This is a genomic window from Spongiimicrobium salis (assembly GCF_043678055.1).
Lineage (GTDB): Bacteria > Bacteroidota > Bacteroidia > Flavobacteriales > Flavobacteriaceae > Spongiimicrobium > Spongiimicrobium salis.
The window spans coordinates 133,420-149,456 of the sequence record NZ_JBHEQA010000004.1; the positions used below are offsets into that span (position 1 = coordinate 133,420).

Genomic DNA, 16,037 nt, shown 5'->3' on the forward strand with positions numbered 1-16,037 from the left:
TCCCGCATTTTACTCTTTGGCAATACATCTGTTTTTTTCATTAAAAAAGCACCAAGAATTCTTGGTGCTTTTTTTAAGGAATTCGCTTTCTTTTGCTAAAGACTCAAGATTTGCCGAATCATTTGATTGGTAAATCCCCATTCATTGTCGTACCAGGTCAGTACTTTAAGCAAGGTTCCATCGACTACTTTGGTCAAGGAAAGATCCGCTATAGCTCCATAGGGACTTTTTATAATGTCCGAAGAGACCAAGGGATCATAGGTAGTAGCTAAAACCTTGCTATAACGCTCGGTAGCCGCCTCTTCTTCCAATATGTTATTAACCTCTTCTACAGTAACTTCCCTACTCGTTACAATCGTAATATCCGAGATAGACCCTACGGCCAAGGGGACTCTCACGGCCATTCCATCGAACTTGCCCTGATATTCCGGTAAAGCTTTTGTTGTTGCAATAGCAGCTCCGGTTGTCGTTGGAATCAGGTTATTCAATCCGGATCGTCCCATTCTAAAATTCTTTTTGGAAGGTGAATCCACAATGGTATTTGAACTGGTATCTGCATGTATCGTAGTCATGATCGCCTTTTCTACCCCGATGCGTCTTCCCAGGATTTCCATGACCGGGCTGATATTATTTGTGGTACAACTTGCACAAGAGAAAATACGGGTACTTCCATCTTCCGTATTTACACCATGTACTACGGTAGGTATTTCCGGGCTCTTGGAAGGACCTGAAAGCACTACGGTTTTTGCCCCTGCCGTAATATGTCTATCTGCATCATTGTAATTGGTGAATACTCCCGTACTTTCGATCACTACATCGATGTTCAGCTCACTCCAAGGCAAATCTTCCGGTTTGTACTCATTGAGAAAAAGGATGGCCTTTCCGTCTACCACCAATTTCCCTTCTTCCATACTGACACTTTTTTCATATTTCCCATGGACACTGTCGTATTGTAACAGATAAGAAATGTTTTCCAGGGAAGCGATGTCGTTTACGGCCACCAGTTCCAACCCAGGGGTATCCAATATTACTTTTAAAGAAGTACGGCCAATGCGCCCCATCCCATTTATTGCTATTCTTTTCATTTGTTGTTGCTGTTTTAAAGGTTATCGTATGATCTTGGTTTATATCAATTTCCGTTCACTCTCTTTTATGGGTAGGTCATTGATACTGGCAAATCTCTTCTGCATTAACCCATTTTCATCAAATTCCCAATTTTCATTCCCGTACGCTCTGTACCATTGTCCACTGTCTGTTCTGTATTCGTACTCAAAACGTACTGCAATGCGATTATCGGTATGGGCCCAGTATTCTTTCTTCAATACATAATCTAATTCCGTTTCCCATTTTCCTTGCAGAAAAGCCTGTATTTCTTCTCTTCCATGAATAAAAGTGGATCGGTTTCTCCATTCACTATCCACCGAGTAGGCCTTGGAAATTTTCACAGGATCTTTGCTATTCCACGCATCCTCGGCCATTTGGATTTTTTGTTTTGCTGTTTCTTCGGTAAAGGGCGGTAAAGGGTGTTTTTGTTCTTGCATAATACCACGTATTTGTTTTTAAGCTATTGTTTTTGGTATCGTACAGACCAGTCTGTACTCTAATCAACAAAATAGTCGCTCTCAGGAGAGCAACCTTACACAATTATTTTTAGCAACCTGTATCGGCCAGGGGTCTTTCTGAATTTGTGACAAGATGATCGCCCCTTCGATCAAAACCATAATCTCATCGGCCATGGCGCCTGCATCGGCCCGCTTATCGTTTTTCAAAAGCGTATATACCCATGTTCGCAATGCATTTTTGTGTTCCGCTACCTGATCGGTAATCCCCTTGTGGTCTTTGGGCAGATCTCCAATAATATTCTGAAAACCACAACCCCTAAAGGCTACTTCAGTAAGCCATTTGTTCAAATAATCAAAGACTCCCATTACTTTTTGCGTATTGGTATCATATACGGTCACAAATGCTTCCAAATTGCCCATCCATGTTAGGTGACGGGCTTCAAGATAGGCCACGGCAATAGCTTCTTTTGATCTAAAATAACGATACAAGCTATCCTTGGAAACATTGGCCTCTTCAATGATACTATTGATTCCTGTTTGATTATACCCCTTATGGTAAAACAATATAGAGGCCGCAATAACAATTCTATCCTTAACACCTTGTTTGCTCATACCTCAAAGATATAAAACAGACAGGACTGTCTGTTTACTCCTCTCTGATTTCCCTAGGCGGAACAAAAAGTCACAACAAAATAATGGCGATTTGAATCTGAATTCAAATCGCCATTTATCAGTGCCAATAATCAGCACAGATATCTAATAAAGCGGGTTAAGCTATAATTTAGGCCATCACCTTGGATTTTTCCCTGATTTTTTGCGGTTGAGCCTTCAGTTCGAACTGCTTTGAGGTATTGTTCTCTCCGGCAGCTTTTAAGGCTTTATCACCCGCAAAGAAAGCTTTGTGGTCATCCCCAAGATCCGACCCTGCCATCCGCTGATGTTTTACGCAGGACACTCCTTTACGGATTTCTTGTCGCTGTACATCCTTTACATAGGCCAACATACTTTCTTCTCCAAAATACTTTGCTGTTAAGTCATTCATATGGAGCGCTGTTGTATGATACGTAGGCAGTGTAATTAGGTGGTGGAAAATTCCGGCTTCCCTTGCCCCATCGCTCTGGAAACTTTTGATTTTTTTGTCTGCACGACGGCATAGTTCCGAACCGTCATACGCTTCATCCATTAAATTTGCTTTATCATAAGGGGTCATATCCTCCCCTTCCAAACGCATTTCTTCATAGACTTGGATACGGAAGTTTAAGGTCCAGTTAAAGGATGGCGAATTATTGTAGACCAATTTTGCATGGGGAACAGCTACTCTAATCCTATTGACCATATGGGCAATCTGTTTCACATTGGGCGTTGGTGTTTCGATCCATAAAAGGTCTGCACCATTCTTGAGACTGGTCACACAATCGAGTACCACACGATCTATATTGGAACCTTCCTTAAATTTATAGAGTCCATTCGGCAATCGCAGGGGGCGTACTAATTTACCAGCTCTCTTAAGAAGCACATCATCCTCATTAGCATCGGCAATAGTGATTTCTTCCACTTCAAGAAATGCCAAGTATTGGGAGGCCAAATCCCCGGGTTCTTTACTGACCGGTAATTTTTGGGTCAAGCCGGCCCCTTCAGAATCTGTCCGCGCTACTATAATGCCATCATCCACACCCAATTCCAAAAATGCATAGCGTATGGCATTGAGCTTTGCAATAAAATCTTCATGAGGTACAGTAACCTTTCCATCTTGATGCCCACATTGTTTGGCATCCGACACTTGATTCTCGATCTGGATTGCACAAGCCCCGGCCTCGATCATTTTTTTGGCCAACAAGTAGGTGGCCTCCTCATTTCCAAAGCCGGCATCGATATCGGCAATGATGGGAACTACATGCGTTTCAAAATCATCGATCTGCCCTTGTACATCCTCCCCGGCTTCCAATCTTCTAAACAGATCATTGAGGGCAATCGCATCCGCTTGGCGCAAGAAATCATAAATTTCCGCGATCAAGGCCGGAACTGCCGTTTTTTCGTGCATGGATTGATCGGGCAAAGGTCCAAATTCGGAGCGCAAGGCAGCGACCATCCAACCGGAAAGGTATAGATACTTCTTATGGGTGGTTTTATGGTGTTTCTTAATGGCGATCATTTTTTGCTGGGCAACAAAACCATGCCAACAACCAAGGGATTGGGTATACTTGGAAGGGTCTGCATCATACTCTGCCATATCCTTTCTCATAATGGCAGCGGTATACCGGGCAATATCAAGGCCAGTTTTAAAGCGATTTTGAGCAATCATCCGAGTAGCATTTTCTGGACGTATTCCGCTCCAAGAGTCTCCGTACTTCCTTTTAAGATTTTGCACGGTCTCCAATACGGATCCATAGCTTGTCTGCGATAAATTTTTCATAATTTTGCGATACGTTATTTTTATTAATAATTAGATCCTGTGGATTGTTGGCGCAATCCCGGGATTTTTTTATACATATTGATAGGCTGGAATCGTTAGGAATTCTTCAAACTTTTCGGATAAAACCAATTTATCAAAAAGTTCAAAAGCACGCTTAAACTCACTTTTCTTTATCTTCTCCTCACCAAATTCTTTTATGATTTTTTCCACCTCATCGTCAAATAATTCCATGTACAATTCAATAGTGAAGGTTCTACCGTCACTCAGTAGCACCTCATTTTTCAACCATTGCCATACCTGGGTCCGTGAAATTTCGGCGGTGGCAGCATCTTCCATTAAGTGGTACAAGGCCACAGCGCCATGCCCTCGCAACCAGGCTTCGATATAGAGAATACCAATATTAATGTTCTTTCTAATCCCCTCTTCAGTGACCGTTCCTTTAGGTTTTTCCACCAAATCTTGCTCCGAAATGTTGCTATCCTCCCTACTTATATGCAATTGATTTGGTCTTGGCATATGTTCGTTAAACACTTCCATGGTTACTTCAACCAGAGCCGGATGGGCCACCCATGTTCCATCGTGACCATTTTTAACTTCCCGTTCCTTGTCCTTTTTCACTTTTTCTAAAGCAGCCCTATTTGCCCTTTCATTGTTTTTAATTGGAATTTGAGCGGCCATTCCACCGATGGCAAGAATTCCGCGTTTATGGCAACGTTGAATTACAAGTTTGGAATAGGCATCCATGAAAGGAGTGGTCATAGTCACCTGATCACGATCAGGCACCACTAGATTTGAATGGTTTCTAAATTTTTTGATGTATGAAAATATATAGTCCCAACGCCCACAATTTAAACCAACAATATGTTCTTTAAGCTCAAATATTATCTCGTCTAACTGAAAACTCGCGGTAATGGTTTCGATCAGTACCGTGGCTTTTATGGTCCCGATCGGCACATTCAGATAGTTTTGGGCGAATACAAAAACGGCATTCCACCAACGTGCCTCCTCGTAGTGCTCTAATTTGGGAAGATAAAAATAAGGAGCCGTGCCATTTTTGAGCATGGCCTTCATATTGTGAAAGACATAGATTCCAAAATCAACAAGACTTCCTGAAGCTTCCTCATTGTCCAGAATCATATGTTTTTCATTGAGATGCAATCCTCTTGGCCTTACTAAAAGAACTGCTGTTTCTTCGTTTAAGCGATATGATTTTCCTCGTTTTGTATCTGTTAACGCTATGGTTCTTTCATTGGCATCCCTTAAATTTTGCTGTCCTTGAATGCTATTTTCCCAAGTAGGCGAATTGCTATCCTCCAAATCGGCCATGAAAGTTTTAGCTCCAGAATTCAAGGCATTAATGATCATCTTTCTGTCCACCGGTCCCGTTATCTCCACACGTCGGTCCTGCAGGTCTTTTGGGATATCCGTCACGCTCCAATCCCCAGTTCTTATGGCCATCGTCTCTGGCGGAAATTCGGGAAATTTCCCTTGATCAAAAATTTTCTGCTGTGCCTCTCGCTTTTTCAGCAATGCAAGACGTTGTGCATTAAAATTTTCATGAAGGGACAAAATAAAACTCAAAACTTCATCCGTTAAAATTTCAGGGTGGTAGTTCTTGACAGTCTTACTGAATTGAATTTTAGCATGCTCTAAAAGTGTGTTCTCCATAATCTTACTGTTTTATAGGGCAATATTAAAACAAAGATTGAAAAAAAACAAGCGAACGTTCGCTAAATAATTATTTTCGCAAAAAATGAAAGTTCGCAAAATAGTTTATATTTGTTATTATGGAAGAAGATTACATTAAGCTCATTTTTGGGTTAAAGCTAAAGCAGATAAGGACCGACAAGAATCTTTCTTTGTTTGGATTATCCAAACTTTCCGGTTTGTCCAAATCCTATTTGAATGAAATCGAAAACGGAAAAAAATATCCAAAACCCGATAAAATCGCCATTCTTTCCGAAAAATTAGATGTCCCCTATGATCAGATGGTTTCCTTAAAGTTGGACAAAAATTTAGCTCCTATCGGAGATTTGTTGCAATCCAAAATATTAAAGGAGATTCCTCTGGAACTGTTTGGAATTAAGGAAAGTAATTTAATAGATATTGTGGCCAGTGCACCTGCCAAAGTAAATGCATTCATTAGCACCATAATTAAGATCGCACAAAATTATAATTTCAGCAGGGAAAGCTTTTATTTGGCTTCTGTTCGTTCTTTTCAAGAAGCCAATAAAAACTATTTCGAAGATTTGGAACAAAGTGTCCTAAAATTTGCCAAAGCCTATCATATTGATTTGAACCAAAAGATAACTTCCAAAGATCTAGAAGAAATATTGATCGAAGAATATGGTTATGTCATTAAGAGTAATGAGTTGGGTAAATATGAGGCCCTAGGCAATTTGCGATCGGTTTTTGTCCCGAAAACCAACACTCTATTATTGACCAATGAAATAGACGAAGCACAACGTACCTTTATTTATGCCAAGGAATTGGCCTATCATTTTCTGGAAATCAATGAACGCTTGTATACTTTTCCATGGATAAAATTTGACACTTTTGATCAGGTTTTAAATAATTTTTATGCTTCTTATTTCGCTGGCGCCTTAATCCTGCCCAGTGCCAAGGTGAAAGCACAATTGACTGAAATTTTTGAAAAAGATAGATTCGATACTGCTCTTTTTCTGAAAACCATTGCTGCTTTCAACGCTTCTCCAGAATCTTTTTACCAAAGGTTGACCAATATCCTGCCAAAAGCCTTTAATATTCAGAACCTGTTCTTTTTAAGATTTACGCACAAAGCAAAAAGCGGCAAATTTCACCTGAAAAAGGAATTGCACCTATCCCATCAGCATTTGCCCCATGCCAATGAAACCAACGAGCATTATTGCCGGCGTTGGGTATCCCTAAAAATGTTAAAAAACATTGGCAAAAGTAGGAAGGAGCACGAATTTGATATACAAATTTCCAATTACGAAAATGATGACAGGAAGTACTTGGTGTTCTCATCCGCAACCAAAGATCCCTTTAAAGACAATCACTATCGCAGCATAACTATTGGATTGCTCATGAATAGGCAATTGGAACGAAAGATCAACTTTTTATCGGATTCCCGAATTAAAAGTGAAAACGTTGGTGTCACCTGTGAACGCTGCTTCATCAAGGATTGTAAGGTCAGACAAGTGCCTGCAACCCTTTTGGAAAAAGAAGCAAAAAATAAAAAAATAGCTTCGATCGTTGAAGAATTGAATACGAAATTTGGGTCTTAACTTCTCTTGCACACTTCTCTTTAACTCCTAGGGACGGCATAGAAAGTCCATAGATTCTTGAAAGATAAGATCAAAAGTATAACGTGATTTTACATTAAGATGCCTTTCTTGGAAGCTATTGCCGGAGGTAGATCAGTTTCCCCCAACATTTCCCTTAGATCTATTTCAATAGTCCTGCACAGGGAAAGCATAGGAATATCGTTGGCCATCCCCTGAAAAGGGTTTTCCGTATAATCCCCAATAACCTCCATCATCACGTAAACCCACCCGATCAAAGCGGAAATAGGAATGGAGAGCCAAATCCCAAAATCAGGTAATTTCATTAATTCCGGTATCATACTAAAGGGCAGTAACAGAATAAAAATACCTACAAAATACCTACTTATATTGGCATATTGCCTGGGTAATGGAAATTTTTTAATCCGTTCATTTTTGCCTTGCAAGGTGTAGAAGCTGGTCAAAATGCCCATCATTTCCATATGGCGGAAATCTTCAATAATACCCTGTTCCCTAAGTCCTCGCAGGTCCCTGGATTGCTCATTGATAATTTGGGCAGCGGTATTGGCATGGTTGATCAATCGTTGATATTCTTCTTTGGGCAGAAACGATTGTAACTCTGTTCGCGTCACATCATCATCGATCAGGCCAATGCCAAATTTTTTTTGATATTTCCGTGCCGTCCGAGCCGTATGCCCTCTTTGACTGATATGTTCCCAAGGCGTTGCTACTAAAAGTTGACTTCTATGGGCATACATCCAAGCAATATGTCGGTAAATCAATCGCTTTTTAATGGCCTGTATCTCTTTATCCGCAATCTTCTCTTCCGCAAACAGATTGCTAAGAAAGCCATCGACCATCATTCCCCATGAACGACTATCATTGACAATTCCTCCCCATATTTTGCGTGCCTCCCACATTCTGTCATAGGCCTGATTATTCTTGAACCCCACATAAAAGGCAACCGCGGTGCCAATAACGGATATGGGTAACCAAGGAATATATACATTGATGATTTTGAAATGATACAAGGTGGCAATTCCGCCCATAAAGACCAGTAGCCATAAGATATGGTGTCCGGACCACTTGATCAGTTTTACAACACTAATACTTTTGGTAACCATCATAATTCCAAATCTAAGAAATATCTTTAACTTAAATGAAGTGGAAGTTCGGTTAATCGTACATTCTTCAGTCGTCTCACTGCATTGCCAATGGCAGCACCAATTGGTCCTAAGGGAGGCTCTCCTACAGGTAGGGGCCGATCTACCCCTTGTATAAGATGCACCTCAATATCCTTGGGAGCATGTTTCATCAAGGCCATATCATAGGGACCATAGATCGTGGGATATAATTGACCCTCTTCCACAGTCATCTTTTCAAACATAGATGCGCTGATTCCCATGATGATAGCGCCTTCACACTGGGCTTTTACCTGATCGGGATTTACGGCAATACCACAATCCATGACACAAGTGACCTTGTGTACTTTTATGTTTTTACCTTCTATGGACAGCTCCACCACCTGCGCACATGGTGTTCCTGCATCTGTGGATACCGCCAAGCCCATAGCTCTTCCGTTCACTGCTTTATCCCAATATCCTGATTTTTCCACAGCGGCCTTGATAACAGCTTTAAGTCGTTCTCCTTCCTCACTGGAATCGATTTGTTCCAAACGAAATTCCGCAGGATCTTTTCCGGATTTCAATGCCATCTCATCCATAAAACTCTCAATAGCAAAAGTATTCGCCAACAAGCCCAGGCTGCGCCACCAACTGGTGGCAAAAGGCAAGCTATTATGCCATTGTACCGCCCGTATATTTGCAATGCCGCTATATTGTAATCTTCCACCTCGAATTGCCCCCATATCTGCGCCCAAAACACTGTGCAACACCGATGGAACCAATACCGAGCCGACGGCCACATTGCCACTGGCAAAATGGTGTTCCAGTCCTTCCAGCAATCCATCTTCATTCAATTTTCCTTTCATGATGTGATGCGTCGGCGGGCGGAACATATCGTGTTGAAATTCTTCTTTTCTCGAGAAAAAATATTTTACGGGCTTTTCTACTAGTTTTGACATCTTTGCCGCCCTAACGGCATGATCGGTATTCAATCGTCTTCCAAAGCCTCCTCCTAAATAGGTGGGAATAACATTGATATTTTCTGTCTTTAAGTCCAAGGCTTCCGCCACTTGCTTTTGGGTAATGCCCACGACTTGTGTGGAAAGGATAATGGTAGCACTATCGCCATCCACATGGGCCACAACGCCATTGGGTTCAATCTGCGCATGGGCTCCAATGGGACTGGTAAAAGTCAATGAGACCACTTCTTCATCTTCGACCTCCAAGGCACTCCCCTCTTTCTGGATGATCATCTCATTGCCTTTGCCTACTTGAATCATCTCCCGTATTTTTTCTTCGGTCCATTGTTGTGGAACATCCCACTGGACCTTCAATACCATTTTTGCCGCTTCTGCTTGGGCAAAAGTGGTCGCAACAACTCCGACCCAATCTTCCATTTCCACGATTTTCACCACTCCTGGCATTTTTTCGGCCGCTGCAGTATCGGCACTTTTAAAGCTGGCTCCAACATAAGGAGAACGTACCACGGCCGCGTATAACATCTCGGGCATTTCCGCATCCATACCAAAAATGGGATCTCCAAAAACTTTTGCCTCAAGGTCTACCCTGGGTATAGGTTTTCCAATGAATTGATAATCTCCCATCGCCTTCAACTCAGGCGTGTCCGGCACTTCCCAATCCGTGACACCTTTGGCAATCTCGGCATAGGTCATACTTTTGGCTCCTCCGGAGACCACCCCTGCTTTGGTACTAAGTTCCGATACGGCAACCCCCATCTTTTTTCCCGCTTCAATTTTGAGCATTTCGCGCATGGTTGCGGCCATTTCACGTAAAGGCTCCCACAATTGTGCGATGGACAAACTTCCTCCCGTACTCAATCCATCCACTACTCCAGAGATTGTAGGTGCGGCTACTATCTGAATTTGTTCCATATTCACATCCAGTTCATCCGCAGCCATCTGGGCAAGTCCTGTAAAAGTTCCTTGCCCCATCTCCATTTTGGGAGAATACAGGGTGATTTTATTATTCGCACCCACCTCAAACCATAGGTTGGGTTCTGTTCCTGTACCAGAATACGGAGCCACCAAAGAATCCATTACTCCAAATAGCGTTCTTCGTAGCGGGTTTCGAAACACATAGGTTCCAACAGCCAATACTCCAATGGTCCCTAATCCTCCCCGAACTAAAAATTTACGACGTGATAGTTTTTTTTCCATATCCTTCCTTTTTTAGTTCTCTTCAGTTTTCGGGCTCAAGGCTGCAGCTTTATGAATAGCCTTGCGCATTCTGTAATAGGTACCACAACGACACACATTGACAATATTTTTATCGATATCCTCATCTGTTGGGTTCGGATTTTCATTCAACAGCGCAGCAGTGGCCATCATAAAACCAGGTTGGCAATACCCACATTGGGGCACTACTTCCTCTATCCAGGCCTGTTGTACTGGATGGGGCTCCTCCCTTGTTCCCAAACCTTCAATGGTTGTAATATGTTTGCCTTCAGCAAATTTGGCGGCATAGGAACAAGAACGAACTGCTTGCCCATTAACATGTAAGGTACAGGCGCCACACGCAGCTTTCCCACAACCAAATTTTGTTCCCTTTAAATCTAACATATCCCGGACCACCCATAATAAAGGCGTATTTCCGTCATCGATATCAATAGTTTGCGCTATTCCGTTTATTGTAAATGAAATTTTCATATGCGTTTTATTCTGACCACTTTTATGTTGTAGCATTTCTGTTATTAGTTAATGTGTCGGAATTACCGCCCCATCCTCGAACCATTGTTCCACCGCCTCTATATATTCATCCAAGGGCACCGGGGGCTTTTCTCGCGGAGCACCACTAGCATCTACGCCAGGGTTCCAAGCCCATAACACCAATTCATGTTCCGTTAAATGGTGCAGGGTCTCTTCAGGACTGCGCCCTCCATTTCTTGCTGGATCCATTATGGATTCGGCTATTTCGATACGCGATAATCCTTCCCAAAACATTTGTGGGGGTGCCAAACTCCATTCTGGGGCTCCGGGAACCCCTGAAAAAGCATTGTTTTCATCCTGATGACAGGTGACACATCGGGTGGCCTCATACCCCAAATTGGCTGTCCCCCTGGAAACTCCAAAATAATGGGGATGACTGTCTTCTCCTTGTTTTGGGACATTGTCATTGGGGTGACAGTTCACACAGCGTTTATGCGTCAGTACGTCCATCATTTTATTAAAGTTTTCGGCATTGGCCGAAGAAGTGGTTTTCTCCTCCAAAGGGAGGTAAACATCTTTTGTTCCTTTATAATTTGCCGCAAGGAGGACACCTCCTATGAAACATAGCGGGAATATCCTTAAGAACATCTTTTTCTTAATTTCCATGGTTTGGTCGATTAACGATCTTTATAAAATTACACTAAAATAATATTGTTTACTTGTTCAAAAATGTCAAAAAACAATATCCAATGCCATAATGCTACAAATTCTTGTAAAATTGGGAAGGTGTTATGGCAAACTTCTTTTTGAATGCCCTACTGAAATGTGCCAAATCCTCAAATCCAGATTCAAGGTATACTTGGGAAGGCCGCAGTTTATTTTTCTCCATTAATTGACGCGCGTGATACAAGCGTTTTTTCATGATCCAACGATGTGGCGTATCATTAAAGATCGCCTTAAAATCCCTACGAAAGGTAGACAAACTCCTTCCCGATTGCTTCGCCAGCCATTCCAGTTTCGCTGGATACAGAAAATTATGATGCATTAGTTTATCCAGATCGGCACGTTCGCCATTTGAAAATTCCCTAAACATGTTCAAAATATTGGTATCCGCTTCGGCCAATGCCCGCAACGCTTCCAAGGTTTTCAGGCTTACAACTCCTGCATCCATATTGCCGCCTTCCTCAATATGAACGATTAAAGATTTCATAAGTTCTATAAGTTTTGGTGTGGGTGGCACCGCAAAAAATTGGCCGAATAGTCCCATCTTATTCTTTGGAAACTTAATCTGATGAATCACTTTGCGTATAAAGGTATTGGTGAGTCCAAACATATAGATTTTCGCCTCTCCTTCTTCCTCGGTCCATGTTTTAAAAATAGTGGCTTCGGTATATTTTTTCACAATTCCGAAAGTTCCCCTAGGGATTTCGTACCTATGGGTACTGGTATGTATATGAAATACTCCTTTCTCCACAAATAACAACATGGTACTGGGCAGGTATACCTCCATGACCTGATCGGAAACGGTCTCACAAGAAGCAGCAATTTGCAATTCTCCAGATAGGATATATTGTATGCGATGTTCCTCCATACTACAAATGTAACATACAAAAAATGCTTATTGCTTGACTAAAAAAGTCAAGTTTCACGGCAGCATACTATTATTTTAACTTTTTTTTACATCCTTAATTCTTGATTGTTAGTAGGGTATTGTGTTATGTTAGCTGTTTAAGTATAAACACAAACAAACAAGTAATGGTCATGAGTAATGATTCAGAAAGTGATTCTCGGCAAAATCGAAATCTTATTCCATCTACAAAATTGGTTTTCGTTAAAGGAAATCAGGTTTATCTAAAAGAAGGGGCCAACGAATGGCATCCTATTAATTTTCATTGGACTCCTGCCATCTAAAGATGTCCATTTTTTTGAGGAATCGTATGAATACGATAAGGTGTTGTTCTTGTAGCACACGCTCCAAATCCTGTTTTCAACTTATTTTGTAGCAGGTATTTTATGTTATTCCCTGCGATTTAAGTTTATTTCATACTTTAGGCACAATTTTATTGACCAATATCCGTACTTCATCATTTTTAGCCTAAAACGTAGGTATGCGCACCAAAATTTATTTCATAGCTGGACTATTTCTCATTTTTTCCTCTTGCAGAAAAGAGAACGGCCCTATTTCCTTTGATTATGGCGCTAAAAATGATTCTGCCGTTTTTTATTTTAATAAGGGCTGGGAACATATTATGGATTACGGGCAGTGGACGTTATCCGAGCGCGCATTTCGAAAAGCCGTCTCCTTTGACTCCACCTTCCTGATCGGAAAAAGTCTTGTAGGCAAGATTACCCAAAATCTTGAAGAACGGATGCAACTCTCACAGGATTTAGAGCTACAAAAACATAGCTTGTCCCATGACAATTTGCTCCTTATGGAGATTAGCCTTACCACCATAAAACTCATGAATGCCCGAGACCAGCAGCAAGTTTTGAAACCTGAGTTTTTCACAGACTTTAGAAATATAGGGGAACACAATTACCGGCAGTTTGTGCACAAATATCCTCATGAAAGTTACATGAAGGCAGAATACATTGAATTTTTACATGCCCAACACGGACCAGAATTAGCCCTGGATTCTCTACAACTACTCACTTCCGAAAAACAAAAAACACTACCTTTCTTTATCAGTTATACCGCGGTTTTGGAATCTGAATTAGGGTGGCATACCGAAGCTTTAGAGAAGGCGGCATTCTTGGAGAAAACCATCAATAACCCCAAGGTTCCCGCACCTCATATGCTCTATGCACAAATTTATGCGGACATGGATAGTTTGTCCCTTGCCAAAACTTATTTGGATAAGGTCATTGCCTTGGATCCCAATCATAGTATTGCCCAACGCCTAAACGAAAATATAACCACTAAACTTGAATCGCTCTCAAAATGAACGCGTATTTTTCTAAATTTTTGCATAAGGCCGGAAATTATACGGAACAGGAGTTAGACCTATTGAGGACCGAGCTTCAATTACGGACTTTACAGAAAGATGATCGATTATTGACCCAGGGTGAAATTTGTTCCTCCCTGTCTTTTATACTTCAAGGAGCGGCCTATCACTATACGCTAGACCATGACAATGAAAAAGCTATTATTGAATTGAGCGTCCCTGGCGATTGGATCATCAATCACAAGAGTTTTACTGGCCGAAAACCTTCTGAATATATGATCCAATGCAGCGAAATCACCACAATTTATACCTTATCCATTGATGCCATTCACAAACTCATTGCCGCATCACAATCTTTTCTTCAATTGGGCAAGGTCTTGGAAGAAGCCGTATCCCGACTTGCCTTTTTTGACCATGATTATACTCCTGATAAAAAATACCTCCATCTTTTAGAACATCGGCCCGAATTATTCCAAAAATTCTCTCAGAAGACAATTGCTTCTTATCTTAAAGTGACCCCAGAAACCTTAAGTCGCGTACGAAAACGTTTTTCAAAAACATAGCGTATTTCTTGATTTCGATCAAGTGCCATTTCTAGTATAATGACGGATCTTTGAGATTCAAAATTAACTGGAACAACCATGGAAAAACACAACTACAAAAGTACGGGAGTGGCACTTTTATTAGGTGCCTTACTCATTATAGCCACCATGACATTACATCCATCAGGAGGTAGCATGGAGCACATTATTGCCATTTCGCGAATCATTACGATTTCCCATGGGATGGCCATAGCATGCCTTCCCCTACTGGTATTTGGCTTTTATGGATTAACTCAAGAGCTTATGGATTCTGGAAAGCTATCTGTTTTAGCGCTCATCATCATTACTTTTGGCCTTATTGCAGCCTTATTCGCCGCACTGTTCAATGGCTTGGCACTTCCTTTCTTTTTAACACACTATACCGATAATCTTTCGGAGTATAAAGACATTTTACACCCCATTACCACATTTAGCTTTTCGATCAACAAAGCTTTGGATTATATCTTCATTGCGGCCAGCTGTCTTGCTATTTCCATATATTCGGTACTTATGCTTAAATCGGTCATCTTTCCCAAATGGCTTGGTTATTTTGGGATTTCCTTATTCATTTTTGTTATTATTGGAGTATTGACGGGATTTGTGTTTACCAATTTAACAGGATTTCGCATATTTACTTTTAGTCTTGCCGCTTGGGTACTATCCGCAGCTATACTACAAATTAAAACTAGAAAGCATGAATACGAATAAAATCAGGGAAGCTTATGAAGATTTGGCGGATAGTTACAATGCCTTGATAGACCATAAACCGCATAATGCTTACTACGACCGTCCCAACACGCTCCGTTTGATGGGTGCCGTTGACGGCAAAAAAATCTTGGATGCAGCCTGTGGGCCAGGAAAGTATGCCGAAATCCTAAAATCCAAAGGAGCCGAAGTCATAGGTTTTGACAACAGCGAACGAATGATTTCCTTGGCAAAAAAAAGAAACAAGGATACGAGTTCATTTTTTGTACATAATTTGGAAAACCCTCTTCATATGTTCAAAAATGGATCTTTTGATATGGTATTGTGTGCACTGGCCATGCATTACATAGAAGATTGGAATACCACCATACAAGAGTTTCATCGCGTTTTAAGGCCAAACGGAAGTTTGGTATTATCCATAGAACATCCCTTCTTTGAGTATCTGTATTTTAAATCTCAAGTCTATTTTAATACAGAGCCTGTTCAATGTACTTGGTCTGGCTTTGGGAAACCCATCACCATGCACAGTTTCAGAAGACCTCTAAGTGCGTGCATTGCCCCTTTGACCTCCAATGGTTTTTATATTGATCAATTGATTGAGCCTAAACCTGTAGCTGCATTTGAGAAGTTGGATCCCAGGCACTATAAAGAATTGAATGAGTTCCCGGCTTTTATGTGCATCAAAGCTGTTCGAAAACCATGGTAAAAGAACAGTGCATGTTCAAGACAAGTTCGTACAAATTTGCTTTTTATATATTTATAAATCATTTCTTTAATG

16 protein-coding genes are annotated in these 16,037 nt (G+C 41.2%); 6 read left to right on the forward strand and 10 right to left on the reverse strand.

Features of this window, described 5'->3' with window-relative positions; translation table 11 throughout:
* Positions 1-95: 95 nt before the first annotated feature.
* From ACEXOE_RS17825 to aceB, 5 genes are all read right to left on the reverse strand, one after another.
* Positions 96-1,085 carry a type I glyceraldehyde-3-phosphate dehydrogenase gene (locus tag ACEXOE_RS17825; RefSeq protein WP_394750204.1) on the reverse strand — a complete coding sequence of 330 codons (990 nt, stop codon included), beginning with the start codon at positions 1,083-1,085 and terminating at the stop codon, positions 96-98.
* Between the two features lie 39 nt (positions 1,086-1,124).
* Positions 1,125-1,541: a nuclear transport factor 2 family protein gene (locus ACEXOE_RS17830; RefSeq protein WP_394750205.1), complete on the reverse strand. Its 417-nt coding sequence runs from the start codon at positions 1,539-1,541 to the stop codon at positions 1,125-1,127.
* 81 nt (positions 1,542-1,622) lie between these two features.
* Positions 1,623-2,174, reverse strand: coding sequence for a TetR/AcrR family transcriptional regulator (locus ACEXOE_RS17835; RefSeq protein WP_394750206.1), 552 nt, complete (start codon positions 2,172-2,174; stop codon positions 1,623-1,625).
* 169 nt (positions 2,175-2,343) lie between these two features.
* Positions 2,344-3,975, reverse strand: a complete 1,632-nt coding sequence (locus tag ACEXOE_RS17840) for an isocitrate lyase (protein WP_394750207.1) — start codon at positions 3,973-3,975, stop codon at positions 2,344-2,346.
* Between the two features lie 69 nt (positions 3,976-4,044).
* Entirely contained in the window at positions 4,045-5,643 is a 1,599-nt protein-coding gene (gene aceB / locus ACEXOE_RS17845) for a malate synthase A (RefSeq protein ID WP_394750208.1), read from the reverse strand.
* A gap of 119 nt (positions 5,644-5,762) precedes the next feature.
* Between aceB and ACEXOE_RS17850 the strand changes: the two genes are divergently transcribed.
* Complete coding sequence (locus ACEXOE_RS17850) at positions 5,763-7,241, forward strand: helix-turn-helix domain-containing protein (protein WP_394750209.1); 1,479 nt, start codon at positions 5,763-5,765, stop codon at positions 7,239-7,241.
* An 89-nt stretch (positions 7,242-7,330) separates the two neighbouring features.
* On the opposite strand, the gene ACEXOE_RS17855 is transcribed toward ACEXOE_RS17850, so the two are convergent.
* From ACEXOE_RS17855 to ACEXOE_RS17875, 5 genes are all read right to left on the reverse strand, one after another.
* Complete coding sequence (locus ACEXOE_RS17855) at positions 7,331-8,365, reverse strand: bestrophin family protein (protein WP_394750210.1); 1,035 nt, start codon at positions 8,363-8,365, stop codon at positions 7,331-7,333.
* Positions 8,366-8,388: 23 nt separating this feature from the next.
* Positions 8,389-10,539, reverse strand: a complete 2,151-nt coding sequence (locus ACEXOE_RS17860; RefSeq protein WP_394750211.1) for a xanthine dehydrogenase family protein molybdopterin-binding subunit — start codon at positions 10,537-10,539, stop codon at positions 8,389-8,391.
* 12 nt (positions 10,540-10,551) lie between these two features.
* On the reverse strand, positions 10,552-11,028 hold the full coding sequence (locus ACEXOE_RS17865) for a (2Fe-2S)-binding protein (RefSeq protein WP_394750212.1): 477 nt from the start codon (positions 11,026-11,028) through the stop codon (positions 10,552-10,554).
* Positions 11,029-11,076: 48 nt separating this feature from the next.
* On the reverse strand, positions 11,077-11,694 hold the full coding sequence (locus tag ACEXOE_RS17870; protein WP_394750213.1) for a hypothetical protein: 618 nt from the start codon (positions 11,692-11,694) through the stop codon (positions 11,077-11,079).
* A gap of 94 nt (positions 11,695-11,788) precedes the next feature.
* Complete coding sequence (locus ACEXOE_RS17875; RefSeq protein WP_394750214.1) at positions 11,789-12,619, reverse strand: helix-turn-helix domain-containing protein; 831 nt, start codon at positions 12,617-12,619, stop codon at positions 11,789-11,791.
* A 170-nt stretch (positions 12,620-12,789) separates the two neighbouring features.
* On the opposite strand from ACEXOE_RS17875, the gene ACEXOE_RS17880 reads away from it, so the two are divergent.
* The 5 genes from ACEXOE_RS17880 (at position 12,790) to ACEXOE_RS17900 (ending at position 15,965) form a co-directional block, all read left to right on the forward strand.
* Entirely contained in the window at positions 12,790-12,939 is a 150-nt protein-coding gene (locus ACEXOE_RS17880; protein ID WP_394750215.1) for a hypothetical protein, read from the forward strand.
* A 197-nt stretch (positions 12,940-13,136) separates the two neighbouring features.
* On the forward strand, positions 13,137-13,973 hold the full coding sequence (locus ACEXOE_RS17885) for a tetratricopeptide repeat protein (protein WP_394750216.1): 837 nt from the start codon (positions 13,137-13,139) through the stop codon (positions 13,971-13,973).
* Entirely contained in the window at positions 13,970-14,536 is a 567-nt protein-coding gene (locus ACEXOE_RS17890) for a Crp/Fnr family transcriptional regulator (RefSeq protein WP_394750217.1), read from the forward strand. The genes ACEXOE_RS17885 and ACEXOE_RS17890 overlap by 4 nt, the downstream gene beginning before the upstream one ends.
* A gap of 78 nt (positions 14,537-14,614) precedes the next feature.
* A complete protein-coding gene (locus tag ACEXOE_RS17895) occupies positions 14,615-15,262 on the forward strand; it encodes a hypothetical protein (RefSeq protein WP_394750218.1) in 648 nt (215 codons plus the stop codon).
* Positions 15,249-15,965, forward strand: coding sequence for a class I SAM-dependent methyltransferase (locus ACEXOE_RS17900; protein ID WP_394750219.1), 717 nt, complete (start codon positions 15,249-15,251; stop codon positions 15,963-15,965). The genes ACEXOE_RS17895 and ACEXOE_RS17900 overlap by 14 nt, the downstream gene beginning before the upstream one ends.
* Positions 15,966-16,037: the final 72 nt, after the last annotated feature.

Coding starts and splice junctions, on each gene's coding strand:
- ACEXOE_RS17885 (WP_394750216.1), top strand. CDS start 13,137: ATGCGCACCAAAATTTATTTCATAGCTGGACTATTTCTCATTTTTTCC.
- ACEXOE_RS17870 (WP_394750213.1), bottom strand. CDS start 11,694: ATGGAAATTAAGAAAAAGATGTTCTTAAGGATATTCCCGCTATGTTTC.
- ACEXOE_RS17830 (WP_394750205.1), bottom strand. CDS start 1,541: ATGCAAGAACAAAAACACCCTTTACCGCCCTTTACCGAAGAAACAGCA.
- ACEXOE_RS17855 (WP_394750210.1), bottom strand. CDS start 8,365: ATGATGGTTACCAAAAGTATTAGTGTTGTAAAACTGATCAAGTGGTCC.
- ACEXOE_RS17835 (WP_394750206.1), bottom strand. CDS start 2,174: ATGAGCAAACAAGGTGTTAAGGATAGAATTGTTATTGCGGCCTCTATA.
- ACEXOE_RS17860 (WP_394750211.1), bottom strand. CDS start 10,539: ATGGAAAAAAAACTATCACGTCGTAAATTTTTAGTTCGGGGAGGATTA.
- ACEXOE_RS17880 (WP_394750215.1), top strand. CDS start 12,790: ATGAGTAATGATTCAGAAAGTGATTCTCGGCAAAATCGAAATCTTATT.
- ACEXOE_RS17875 (WP_394750214.1), bottom strand. CDS start 12,619: ATGGAGGAACATCGCATACAATATATCCTATCTGGAGAATTGCAAATT.
- ACEXOE_RS17890 (WP_394750217.1), top strand. CDS start 13,970: ATGAACGCGTATTTTTCTAAATTTTTGCATAAGGCCGGAAATTATACG.
- ACEXOE_RS17900 (WP_394750219.1), top strand. CDS start 15,249: ATGAATACGAATAAAATCAGGGAAGCTTATGAAGATTTGGCGGATAGT.
- ACEXOE_RS17825 (WP_394750204.1), bottom strand. CDS start 1,085: ATGAAAAGAATAGCAATAAATGGGATGGGGCGCATTGGCCGTACTTCT.
- ACEXOE_RS17850 (WP_394750209.1), top strand. CDS start 5,763: ATGGAAGAAGATTACATTAAGCTCATTTTTGGGTTAAAGCTAAAGCAG.
- ACEXOE_RS17895 (WP_394750218.1), top strand. CDS start 14,615: ATGGAAAAACACAACTACAAAAGTACGGGAGTGGCACTTTTATTAGGT.
- ACEXOE_RS17840 (WP_394750207.1), bottom strand. CDS start 3,975: ATGAAAAATTTATCGCAGACAAGCTATGGATCCGTATTGGAGACCGTG.
- ACEXOE_RS17865 (WP_394750212.1), bottom strand. CDS start 11,028: ATGAAAATTTCATTTACAATAAACGGAATAGCGCAAACTATTGATATC.
- aceB (WP_394750208.1), bottom strand. CDS start 5,643: ATGGAGAACACACTTTTAGAGCATGCTAAAATTCAATTCAGTAAGACT.